This is a genomic window from Mycobacterium sp. NGS68, assembly GCF_059812195.1.
Genome location: NZ_JCALCE010000025.1, coordinates 34,003 through 46,457, shown reverse-complemented (window position 1 = coordinate 46,457; position 12,455 = coordinate 34,003). Strand labels below are relative to the sequence as shown.

The 12,455-nt window shown below is 68.9% G+C and carries 6 protein-coding genes; 4 read left to right on the top strand and 2 right to left on the bottom strand.

Translation table 11 applies throughout. The features are described from left to right. Positions 1-10 precede the first annotated feature (10 nt). The 4 genes from AC5Y5V_RS23195 to AC5Y5V_RS23180 are packed head-to-tail and all read left to right on the top strand — an operon-like array spanning position 11 to position 3,967. A complete protein-coding gene (locus tag AC5Y5V_RS23195) occupies positions 11-1,006 on the top strand; it encodes an ATP-binding cassette domain-containing protein (protein ID WP_499940265.1) in 996 nt (331 codons plus the stop codon). Then, positions 1,006-1,854: an ABC transporter permease gene (locus tag AC5Y5V_RS23190; RefSeq protein WP_499940264.1), complete on the top strand. Its 849-nt coding sequence runs from the start codon at positions 1,006-1,008 to the stop codon at positions 1,852-1,854. Before AC5Y5V_RS23195 ends, AC5Y5V_RS23190 begins: the two co-directional genes overlap by 1 nt. A 4-nt stretch (positions 1,855-1,858) precedes the next feature. Then, positions 1,859-2,692 (top strand): ABC transporter permease, encoded by an 834-nt coding sequence (locus AC5Y5V_RS23185; protein WP_499940263.1) that lies wholly within the window; start codon positions 1,859-1,861, stop codon positions 2,690-2,692. Between the two features lie 24 nt (positions 2,693-2,716). Next, positions 2,717-3,967, top strand: a complete 1,251-nt coding sequence (locus AC5Y5V_RS23180) for a phthiocerol/phthiodiolone dimycocerosyl transferase (protein ID WP_499940262.1) — start codon at positions 2,717-2,719, stop codon at positions 3,965-3,967. A 352-nt stretch (positions 3,968-4,319) separates the two neighbouring features. On the opposite strand, the gene AC5Y5V_RS23175 is transcribed toward AC5Y5V_RS23180, so the two are convergent. Further along, on the bottom strand, positions 4,320-5,516 hold the full coding sequence (locus AC5Y5V_RS23175; protein WP_499940261.1) for an HNH endonuclease signature motif containing protein: 1,197 nt from the start codon (positions 5,514-5,516) through the stop codon (positions 4,320-4,322). A gap of 403 nt (positions 5,517-5,919) precedes the next feature. Next, positions 5,920-12,177, bottom strand: coding sequence for a sulfolipid-1 biosynthesis phthioceranic/hydroxyphthioceranic acid synthase (gene pks2, locus AC5Y5V_RS23170; protein ID WP_499940260.1), 6,258 nt, complete (start codon positions 12,175-12,177; stop codon positions 5,920-5,922). Positions 12,178-12,455: the final 278 nt, after the last annotated feature.

Genomic DNA, 12,455 nt, shown 5'->3' with positions numbered 1-12,455 from the left:
GGGGGAACTGATGACTAACGACGACATGGCGGTGCGCGTACGCGGGATCCGCAAGGCGTACGGCGGCAAGGTGCTGGCCCTCGACGACGTGAGCTTCGACGTCGGGCGCGGCGAGGTGATCGGCCTGCTCGGGCCCAACGGGGCCGGCAAGACGACGATGGTGGACATCCTGTCGACGCTGACCCGGCCGGACAGCGGCAAAGCGACCGTCGCCGGCTACGACGTGGTGTCCCAGGCGGCCGGCGTGCGCCGCTCGATCATGGTCACCGGCCAGCAGGTGGCCGTCGACGACATGCTGTCCGGCGAGCAGAACCTGGTGATGTTCGGCCGCCTGTACGGGCTGGACAAGTCCGACGCCCGCAAGCGGGCGGACGAACTGCTGCAGCAATTCGACCTGGTGCACGCCGGCAAGCGGCGGGTGAGCACGTACTCCGGCGGCATGCGGCGCCGGATCGACATCGCGTGCGGCCTGGTGGTCCAGCCGCAGGTGGCGTTCCTGGACGAGCCCACGACGGGCCTGGATCCCCGCAGCCGGCAAGCCATTTGGGATCTGGTGGGCAGCTTCAAGAAGCTGGGCATCGCCACGCTGCTGACCACGCAGTACCTCGAGGAGGCCGACGCCCTCAGCGACCGGATCATCCTGATCGATCACGGAAAGATCATCGCGGAGGGCACCGCGAACGAGCTCAAGCACCGCGCCGGCGACACGTTCTGCGAGATCGTGCCGCGCAATGTGCAGGATCTGGACGCCATCGTCGTAGCGCTCGGCTCGCTGCTGCCGGACCAGACCCGGGCCATGCTGACCGCCGAATCGGACCGGATCGCGATGCCCGCGCCCGACGGGACGAGGACCCTCATCGAGGCCGCGCAACGGATCGACGAGGCGCGGATCGAGCTCGCCGACATCGCGCTGCGCCGGCCGTCGCTGGATGACGTATTCCTGTCCCTGACAGCGGATCCCAGCGAGGCGCACGCGTTGAGCCATGTGGCTTCCGGGGCGGTGTGATGAGTGTTCCGACCGTAACCCTGGGCTTCGACCCGACCCTGAAGAAACCCCGCCCGTCGGCGATCAGGCAATGGTGGGTGCTCACCACCCGGTTCATCCTGCCGACGCTGCGCAACGGCGAACTGATCACCGCGATCGGCGCGTCGGTGGCCTTCACGGCGGGCATCTACATCCCGTTCTCCATCGCCTGGAACCGTTTCGTGGGCGGCGGCAGCTCGGGCGTCGCCAGCAATATCGGGCAGTACATCACGCCGCTGGTCATCCTGCAGGCCGTCGCGTTCGCCGCCATCTCGTCGGCGTTCCGGGCGGCGATCGATTCGCAACAGGGCGTCAACCGGCGGTTCAGGTCCATGCCGATGCCCCAGTTGACGCCGGTGTTCGCCCGCGTCTCGGCCAGCGTGTACCGCTGCTCGATCGGCCTGGTGTCTTCGCTGATCTGCGGTTACGTGATCGGGTTCCGGTTTCACCGGGGAGCGATCTACATCGTCGGTTTCTGCCTGCTGGTGCTCGTGATCGGGGCGGTGCTGTCCTTCGCCGCGGACCTGCTGGGCACCGCCACCAAGAACCCCGACGCGATGCTGCCGTTGCTGACCCTGCCGATTCTGACCTTCGGGCTGCTGTCGGTCGGCCTGATGCCGCTGCGGCTGTTTCCGCTGTGGGTCCACCCGTTCGTCCGCAACCAGCCCATCTCCCAGTTTGTGATCGCGCTGCGCGCGCTGGCCGGGGACACCATCAAACGGGTCACGCCGGTGTCGTGGCCCGTGATGATGCCGACGCTGGCATGGATGGCCGCCGTCGTGGTGATCCTGATTCCCACCTCCTACTACGTCTTGTCCAGGCGGTCCTGATCCCATGGCTACCCAAACGACCGTTGCAGAAGTCGGGCTGGCGCCCGCGGCCGCGCAGTACCCGGAGAATTCGATGCGGGTGCTCGTTTCGTCAACCCTGTTGCAGACCAGGCGGATCCTGACGCGATGGGCGCGTGACTTCGTCACCGTCATCGAGGCCCTGATCTTTCCGATCCTGTTCCTGCTGGTGCTCAAGATCGTCCTCGGCAGCCTGATCTACGCGATGACCCACGACAACGCGATGTACAGCATCGTGCCGCTGATCGCGCTTGGCGCTTCGATCACCGGCTCGACGTTCGTGGCGATCGACCTGATGCGCGAGCGCACCAGCGGGCTGCTGTCGCGGCTGTGGGTGATGCCGGTGCACCGGGCGTCGGGCCTGCTGGCCCGGGTCCTCGCGGACGCGGTCAGGATCTTTTTCAGCACCCTCGTGATGCTGGGCGCGGGCGTCGTGCTGGGCTTCCGGTTCCGACAGGGCTTCGTCGCGGCCCTGATGTGGCTCAGCGTTCCGGTGATACTGGGCGTCGCCTTCGCCATCAGCGTCACCACCGTGGCCCTGCACATCGGGCAGGTGCTGGTGGTCGAGGCCGTCGAGGTCGGACAGGCGATGCTCATCTTCTTCTCCACCGGGCTGCTGCCGCTGGACCAGTACCCCACCTGGATTCAGCCGGTGGTGCAGTATCAGCCCGTGAGCTACGCCGTCGCGGCGATGCGCGGATTGTCCACGGGCGGGCCGGTACTGATGCCGTACCTGGCGACCGTGGGATGGGCCGTGTTCATCTGCGTCACGTCGGCCGTCCCCCTGGCCCTCGGCTACCGGCGGGCCTGCACGCACTGATCTCGAAAAGGCGGGAGTCTCCAAGTGTTTCCCGGATCCACGATCCGAAAGCTGTCACACAGCGAGGAAGTCTTCGCGCAGTACGAGGTCTTCACCTCGATGACCATCGAACTGCGCGGCGTCGTCGACGTCGACGCCCTGTGCGAGGCCTTCGACGCCCTGGTTGAGGCGCACCCGGTGCTGGCCAGTCATCTGGAGCCGGCCGCCGACGGCGGCTTTCACCTCGTCGCCGACGACCTGCTGCACTCCGGAATCCAGGTCGTCGACAATAGGGCCGGCGCCAACGGGGCCGCCGCGATCAAGCTCGATCAGAGTGCGTCGCTGTTGAATATGCGGCTGACGCTCGGCGAGGGCGTCTCCCACCTGACCGTCTTCCTGCACCACAGCATCGCCGACGGCCACCACGGCGCGGGCCTGCTGGAGGAGATGTTCACCCGCTACACCGAAGTCGTCACCAACGGCGACCCCGGCCCGATCAACCCGGAGCCCGCGCCCGCGCCGCTGGAGGTCGTGCTGGAGAGCCGAGGCATCAAGCGGATGGGCGTGACCGGCGTCGAGCGGTTCATGCCGGTGATGTTCGCCTATGACCTGCCCCCTTCTGTGAAGCCGACCCTGATCGCGAATCCCGGTTCGCCCCAGGGTGTTCCGGTGACCCGAGTACGGCTCACCGAGGAGGAAACGGCCGACCTGGTGCAGTTCTGCCAGGACAATCGGGTCAGCGTCAACACCGTGGTGGCCGGCGCAATCCTGATGACCGAGTGGCAGTTTCGGGAGACCCCGCATGTGCCGATCCCCTACGCCTATCCCGTCGACCTGCGGTATTTCCTCAACCCGCCGGTGCGCCCCACCGAGAGCACCAACCTGGTCGGGGTGGCGACCTACCTCGCCGAGATCGGACCGGACACCGACATCGTCGAGTTGGCCACCGATATCGGTGCGACCTTCCGCGCCGACCTGACCAACGGCCTGATCCAGCAGTCGGCGCTGAACTTCGGCGTGGCCTTCGAGGGGACGCCGCCCGGGTTGCCGCCGCTGGTGTTCTGCACCGACGTCAGCGCGTTTCACATCCCGACGCCCGAGGGCATGCAACTCGGCGAATTCCAAGGCCAGTTCTACTGTTCCATCACCGTGCCGCTGGACTTCTACGGCTGCGGGATCCAGGACGGGCGAATGGTCATCGAGCACCATGGCCACATCCCGGCGGAAAAGGTGCTCGAGGCGATACGTTCGCTGCTGTGCACCATTCCGTCGGACTACGCGTGGGACATGGAGTGAGCTAACTGGGCTGCCCGTTTGTCCGCCTATGCGCGACAGCTCCTCGCGAGGTTTCCTCGCGGCGTTGCACTCGCCGGAGCTAGTGGCTACCTCCGCCGCCGCCCCCATCACCACAACCTCCTCCGCCACAGCCGCTTCCCCCGTCCCGACGAGAGTGGCGGTCACGGTCGCCGGGATTCCACTGGTTGAGCCGTTTCAACCTCTGCCCCCGACGGCGCGCGATGATGGCCAGCACACACCAACCGACGACGAAAAGCGCCGCAACAATCCACCAGGCCGGGGACGCGGAATTGGAAAGCGCGCTATACATGCGCTTAGGCTAGCGCCTTGCGGATCGCGCGATCGAGATACGCTATGTCCCGGTCTTTTTGGGTTCGTAGGGTGTGTACCACCACCAGTCGGCGCGTTCGCCCAGCGGGCCGTTCCAGGGTGGGACATCGGGTGGGGGTGTGTTGGGTGGTCGGGCCAGCGACCGGTTGTCCAGGGTGCGGCCGTCGCTGTCGGTGACGCTCAGATCCTCGGCGGTCCCGGAGATCGTGATGCCGCCGCGGTGATGCAGCCGGTGGTGATACGGGCACAGCAGCACCAGATTGGTCAACTCCGTCGGCCCGCCGTCCTCCCAGTGGGTGAGGTGGTGGGCGTGCAGGCCGCGGGTGGCCCCACAGCCGGGCACCGCACACGTGGGATGGCGGTGCTCGAGGGCGCGGCGCAGCCGGCGGCTGATCTGGCGGGTCTCCCGACCCGCCCCGATCGGCACCCCGTCGCGTTCAAACCACGCCTCAAAGGTGGCATCACAAGTCAGGTACTGCCGTTCGGCGTCGGTCAGCAGCGGCCCCAAGTGCAGGGCGGCGGCACGGGCGGCGACGTCGAGGTGCACCACCACCGTGGTGTGCGCGCTGTGCGGGCGCCGGGCGGCATCGGCGTCCCAGCCGGCCTCCACCAACCGCAGAAACGCATCCACTGTGGACGGGATCGGGGGCCGCTGCTCCTCGCTACTCTCAGCGTGGTCGCGTGTCCACTGCGCGATCAGCGCATCCCGATGCGAGGCCAGCGCGGCATCAAACCTCGCCGCCTCCAACCGGCCCAACGTGATCCGGTAACAACTGCCCGCCTCGGTGCCGGTCTTGCGGAACGAGGCCTCCGGCGCCGGGCGCGGTTCCGGCTCGGGGCGGGGCTCCAGCTTGACCGCGGTGCGCAACTGGTTGACCGTGGCCACCGCCGCCAGCTCCGCATAATGCTCATCGGAACCCGCACCCGCCCCGGCGGCGATCACCCCCACCTGATCCAGCGACAACCGGCCCGCCGCCATCGCCTCGGCACACAACGGGAACTCCCCGATCCGGCCCGCGACCGTGGTCACCGTGGCCGCCGTCGACGACGACAAACCCAGCCGCCAGGCCACCAACGCCTTCACCGACCGCGCCCCGGTCAGCCCGCACAACCCGTCACGCTCAATCTCAGCCACCCGCGCCACAATCTGGGCGTCAATCGCGTTACGCTGACCCGCCAACTCCGCGAGCTCCTCGAACAACACCTCCAAACGATCCATCGGCCTGTTCGCCGGCACAGGCGCAAGAGGCATGGGCGGAAACGACGACATAACCCCATCAAAGCAGCGGGGTACGACAAGTTACGGCTATGCGATCCACATCGGGAAAACCCAAGACAGGTCGCAGGAAAGTTGCCCTATGATTCTGTCCACCTATCAGCGACAACCCTTGTGCGGCACAAGATTTTTCGCTGAGAGGTGGACTGAACGACCCCGCCGCGCACACTCGCCGAGAGTGCGCTCACGGCGACCGATTCCACCGTTCAGGACGCAGGCTCCAGGCCACCACACAGACTCGACTCCCAGATCCCTCCGGGGACCGTAATGGCCACCGGGCGCTCGGGGCAGGCCGACCTAATCCCGCCCCGCAGGGTGCCCGCCCAGGCCGACAACCCGCGAGCACTCAGGCCGGAGCGCCCGCCGCCTCCTCGACCAGCGTGTCCGACAGGTGCTGCGCCAGGGCGCGGGCGGTGTTGTGGCTCGCGATGATCTTGGGCGACAAGCGGATCCCGGTCTCGGTCTCGATGTGGGTACGCATCTCGAGCATGCCCAGCGAGTCCAGGCCGTACTCGACGAACGGCCGGTCGGCGTCGACGGTGCGGCGCAGAATCACGCCGGCCTGCTCGGCGATCAGGCGCCGCAACCGGGCGGGCCACTCGTCTTGCGGCAAGGCAGTCAGCTCGGTGCGGAATTTGCTTGGGCCCCTGGTGCTTTGCCCCGTCGATGCGAACATCTCGCCCCACGGGCTGCGACGGACCAGGTCGGCCAGCCAGGGCGCCCCGAGGATCGGGATGTACCCCGTGTAGGTGCGGTCGTGGCGCAGCAGCGTCTCGAAGGCGTACGCACCTTCGTCGGGGTCGATCATGATCTCGCCACCCTCGGCCAGGAACGTCGCGCGGCCGACCTCGCCCCACGCGCCCCACGCGATCGCGGTGACGGGCAGACCCTGAGCGCGCCGCCACTGGGCAAACGCGTCCACCCAGCTGTTGGCCGCGGCGTAGGCGCCCTGCCCGGGCGAGCCCAGCAGCGCCGCGCCCGAGGAGAACAGGCACAGCCAGTCCAGCGGCTGGCCGGCCGTGGCCCGGTGCAGGTTCCACGATCCGAACACCTTGGGCGACCAGTCGCGGTCGATCAGCTCGTCGGTGATGTTGGTCAGCGTCGCGTCCTCGACGACGGCCGCGGAGTGCAGCACGCCGCGCAGCGGCAACCCGGTGGCGGTCGCTGCGCTCACCAACCGGTCCCCGGTCTCGGCGTCGGCGATGTTGCCGCACTCCACCACGACGTCGGTGCCGGCCTTGCGCAGCCGATCGATGGCCTGCCGGGCCCTCGGGTTGGGCTGTGAGCGGGCGGTCAGCACGATCCGGCCGCAACCGGCCGCCGCCATCTTCTCGGCGAAGAACAGGCCCAGGCCACCCAGGCCACCGGTGATGATGTAGGCACCGTCGGAGCGGAACACCGGCGCCTGCTCCGGCGGCACCGCCACGCTGCGACCGCCGCTGCGCGGTATGTCGAGCACGAGCTTGCCGGTGTGCTCGGCGTTGCTCATCGCCCGAATGGCGTTGGCGGCGTCGGTCAGCGGGTAATGCGTGCACTGCGGCGCGGTCAGCACGCCCTCGGCGGCCAGCTTGAACACCGTGGACAGCAACTCGCGGATCCGCTCGGGCTGGATGACGGTCATCAGCGCGAGGTCCACGTAGTAGAACGTCAGGCCGCGCCGGAACGGGTACAGCCCCAGCCGGGTGTTGCCGTACACGTCGGCCTTGCCGATCTCGACGAACTTGCCGCCGAAGGCCAGCAGTTCCAGGCCGGTGCGCTGGGCGGCGCCGGTCAGCGAGTTCAACACGATGTCCACGCCGTAGCCGTCGGTGTCGGCGCGGATCTGTTCGCCGAACTCGACGCTGCGCGAGTCGTAGACATGCTCAATCCCCATGTCGCGCAGCATCTGCCGCTTGGCCGGGTTGCCGGCCGTCGCGAAGATCTCCGCTCCCGCCGCGCGTGCGATCGAGATGGCCGCCTGCCCCACACCGCCGGTCGCGGAGTGGATCAGCACCTTGTCACCGGCCTTGATCCCGGCCAGGTCGTTCAGCCCGTACCAGGCCGTGGCATGCGCGGTGGCAGACGAGATCGCCTGCTCGTCGGTCAGCGCCGACGGCAGCGTGATGGCCAGGTTGGCATCGCACGTCAAGAACGTTCGCCAGCAGCCGCCCTCGGAGAAGCCGCCGACGCGGTCGCCCACCTGGTGGCCCTCGACACCCTCACCGACCGCGGTCACCACACCCACGAAGTCCATGCCGAGCTGCGGCTTGCGGTCGTCGATGATGGGGAACTTGCCGAACGCGATGAGGACGTCGGCGAAGTTGATCGTGGACATGCTGATGGCGACCTCGATCTGCCCGGGCCCGGGCGGAACGCGATCGGCCGCAACGAGTTCCAGCGACTGCAGGTCACCCGGATTGCGGATGGCCAGCCGCAGGCCGTCGTGCTCGGGGTCCAGCACCGCGGTGCGACGCTCCTCGTGGCCCAGCGGGCTGGGGCACAGGCGCGCCACGTACCACTCGCCGTTACGCCACGCGGTCTCGTCCTCCTCCGAGCCGCACAGCAGCTGCTGGGTCAGCTGCTCGACTTCGGTGTGCTCGTCGACGTCGACCTGGGTGGTGCGCAGCAGCGGGTGTTCGCTGCCGATCACGCGCAGCAGGCCACGCAGCCCGGCCTGCTCCAGGTTCGCCTCGTCCTCCGGACGCACCAGCTGTGCCTGCCGCGTGACGACGAACAGCCTGGGCAGCTCGCCTTCCAGCTCGGCCAGTTCACGGGTGATCCGCACCAGATGGCGGACCTGCTCGCGGCCCGACACCAGGCTTTGCTCGTCCGGATCACCAACGCGCGGTCCGCAGAGGATCACCACACCGGCGAAGGTCCTGTTACGCAGCTGGCTGACCAACGGTTCGAGATCGGCTTCCCGCGGCAGCGGCAGGGTGGCGCATTCCGCGCCTTGAGATTTCAGCGCGTCCGTCAGCGTCGAGGTCAGCAGGTCCGCGCCATCGGAGGTGTCGATCAGCAGCCACGACCCGGCGTCCTCGGACACCTCGGGCAGCGGCCGCTGCTGCCATTCCAGGGTCAGCAGGCGTTCGCTGAGCAGCTTGTCCAGCTCACCACCTTCGGCGGTTCCGGTGCCCATGTGCAACCCGCGCACGGCCAGCAGAACGGCCCCGTTCTCGTCCAGCAGGTCGAGGTCGGCCTCGCCGCCGGTGCCCTCGATCTTCGTCAGCCGCGTGTAGCAGTAGCGGGCGTTGCGGGCCGGTCCGTAGGAACGTAGCTGGCGCACGCCCAGCGGCAACAGCAGGCCGCCACCGGCGTCAGCGGGAACGCCGGCACCCACCGACTGGAAGCAGGCGTCCAGCAGCGCCGGGTGGACGCTGTAGGCACCCTGCTGGAACCGGATCGACGCGGGCAGCGCGACCTCGGCCAGCACCGTGCCGGCGCCGGTCTCCGTGGTGCGCGCGGTGGCCAGGCCGGCGAAGGCCGGGCCCAGCTGCACGCCGCGCTCGGAGAACGATTCCCGCATCCCGGCCCCGTCCACGCTGACCGGATGCGCCGCGAGCAGGGCGGCGATGTCGTATGCGCGTGGCGCCGAGTCGCTTTCGGCCTCGTGCAGCGTCGCGGTCGCGTGCTGCGCGTTCTCGCCGTCCTGGTTGGACGCCACCGCGAAGTTGACGACGCCGGGTGCATCCACGGACGCGACGGCGTCGATCGGGGTCTGCTCGTCGAGCAGCAGCATCTGCTCGAAGACGACGTCGCGCACCTCGGATGCCGCGCCGAAGACCTCCGCGGCCGCCGACAGCGCCATCTCACAGTAGGCGGCGCCGGGCAGGGCGGCGACGTTGTGCACCTGGTGATCGCCCAGCCACGGCAGCGCGTCGGTGCCGACGTCGGTCTGCCAGACGTGGCGCTCCGGCTCCTCGATCAGCCGCACGTGCGCGCCCAGCAGCGGGTGCACGGCGATGGTGGTGGCACCCTGCGCCTTCTGGTCCTGCCCCTCGCCGTCGATGAACAGGCGGGGGTGCGTCCACGCCGGCAGCGGCGCGTCCACCAGTCGTCCGGTGGGATACAGCAGCGAAAAGTCCACCGCCGCACCGGCACTGTGCACGTCGGTGAGCAGGCCGCGCAGCCCGTATGGCAGCGGCTGCTCGCGGCGCATGCCGGCGATTGCGGCCACCGTCATGTCCAGGCTGCGGGCCGTCTGCTCGACGGCGCGGGTCAGCAACGGGTGCGGCGACAGCTCGGCGAAGACGCGGAAGCCGTCCTCCAGCGCGGCTTGCACCGCCGCCGAGAACTGCACGGTGTGCCGCAGGTTGTCCACCCAGTAGCTGCCGTCGCAGACGGGGCGCTCGCGCGGGTCGAACAGCGTCGCCGAGTAGTACGGGACCTTGGGCGCCATCGGCTCGAGATCGGCGAGGGCCGCGGCCAAGTCGTCGAGGATCGGGTCGACCTGCGGCGAGTGCGACGCCACGTCGACGGCCACCTCGCGCGCCATCACCTCGCGCTGCTCCCAGCGTGCGACGAGATCGCGCACGGTCTCGGTCGCGCCGCCGATCACCGTCGACTCCGGCGAGGCCACCACCGCCACCGCCACGTCTTCGATTCCGCGCGACCGCAGTTCCGAATTCACCTGCTTGGCAGGCAGTTCCACCGATGCCATGGCGCCGGAACCGGAGATCCGCAGCATCAGCTTGGAGCGGCGGCAGATGACGCGCGCGCCGTCTTCCAGCGACAGTGCCCCGGCGACGACGGCCGCCGCCGACTCACCCAGCGAGTGCCCCACGACCGCGCCCGGGCGCACCCCGTAGGTCTTCTCCATGGTCGCCGCCAGCGCGACCTGCATCGCGAAGATGGTCGGCTGCACCTTGTCGATGCCGGTCACGGTCTCCGGCGCCGTCATGGCCTCGGTCACCGAAAAGCCCGATTCGGCGGCGATCACCGGCTCCAGCGCGGCGATGGTGGCGGCGAACTCCGGCTCGTTCTTGAGCAGGTCCGCGCCCATCGCGGCCCACTGCGAACCCTGTCCCGAAAAGACCCAGACCGGTCCGCGGTCACCCTGGCCCACCGCGGCGTCGTACGGCAATTCGCCGTCCGCGACCGCCCGCAGACCCTCGATCAGCTCGGCCGCCGTCGCGGCCACCACCGCGGTGCGCACAGTCCGGTGGGAGCGCCGCCGCGCCAGCGTATAGGCGAGGTCCGGGAGGTCGATCGAGTCGGCGCGCGCCTGGACCCAGTCGGCCAGCCGCTGCGCGGTCGTGCGCAGCCCGTCGGTGGAGGTGGACGACAACGTGAACAGCAGCGGGCCGGCGCTCGCGGGAGCTTGCGCGTCGGTACCCGCCGGCGGCATCTCCAGAATCGCGTGCACGTTGGTTCCGGACATACCGAACGAGGACACCGCGACCCGCCGCGGCGCGTCGCTGCCATTAGGCCACTGCGTAACCTCTTGCGGAACAAAGAGTTCCGTCTCGATGTCGGCAAGTTCTTCGGGCAGCCGGTTGAAGTGCAGCAACGGCGGCACCAGCCCGTGCCGCATCGACATGATCGCCTTGATCAGCCCCACCGCGCCGGCGGCGGACTCGCTGTGGCCCATGTTGCTCTTCGCCGAGCCGAGCGCGCAGGGGCTGCCCGCCCCGTACACCCGCGTCAGGCTGCGGTATTCGATCGGGTCGCCGACCGGGGTGCCGGTGCCGTGCGCCTCGACGGCGCCGATCGTCTCGGGCCCCACACCGGCCGCCTGAAGCGCCGCACGGTAGACGGCGACCTGCGCGTCCTCCGACGGCATGGTCAGCGTCTCGGTGCGACCGTCCTGGTTGGTGGCCGTGCCGCGGATGACGGCGAGGATCCGGTTGCCGTCGCGCAGGGCGTCCGGCAGCCGCTTGAGCAGCACCAGCGCCACACCTTCGGAACGCACGAACCCGTCGGCGTCGGCGTCGAAGGAATGGCAGCGACCGGTCGACGAGAGCATGCCCTGCGCGGAGGTCGCCACGCTGCCGTCGGGCTCCAGCAGCACCGCGGCGCCACCGGCCAGGGCGAGGTCGCTCTCGCCGTCGTGCAGGCTGCGGCAGGCCAGGTGTACGGCCATGAGGCCCGACGAGCAGGCGGTGTCGAAGGTCATCGCCGGACCGTGCAGGCCCAGGGCGTAGGAGATCCGTCCGGACGCCACGCTGTTGTTCAGGCCGGTCACGACGTACGGGCTGGCCAGGCCGCCCGAGCCCTTGGTGAGCACCAGGTAGTCCTCGTGCGTCAGCCCGGTGTAGACGGCGGTCGCGGAACCGGCCAGCGTCGCAGGGTCCAGGCCGGCGTGCTCGATCGCCTCCCACGCGGTCTCCAGCAGCAACCGGTGCTGCGGGTCGATCGAGGTCGCCTCCCGCTCGCTGATGCCGAAGAACTCCGCGTCGAAGCCGGCGACGTCGTCGAGGAAGCCACCCCAGCGCGACACCGTCCGCCCGGGAACGCCGGGTTCGGGGTCGTAGTAGTCGTCGGCGTCCCAGCGGTCCGAGGGGATCTCGGTGACCAGGTCCTCGCCGCGTACCAGCGACTCCCACAGTTTGTCGGGAGAGTCGATCCCCCCGGGTAGCCGGCAGCCCATGCCGATGACCGCAACGGGAGTGACACGTGTGTCCATCGCTCTATTAACCTCGTCTCAGCTCAACCGGTGTTATCGGACGACTTGACCGAATTTTTCAATCGGGCAACGAAAGGCCTCAGTGCCTTTTTCACAGCCCCCAATCCGAGTGCACTCGGATCTCGCCAACAGGCAGCTTAGACGCCGCCATCCGGCACCGCGGCAAAAGCGCGAATTTCGCCCCCAAAAGTGCCTGAAAAGTACGGCTGAGCTGGCGCAATACGTCCTCGCGGCGGCGGCTATAGGGCGCCGTCCGGCTGCCCGTTCATTCCACGAAG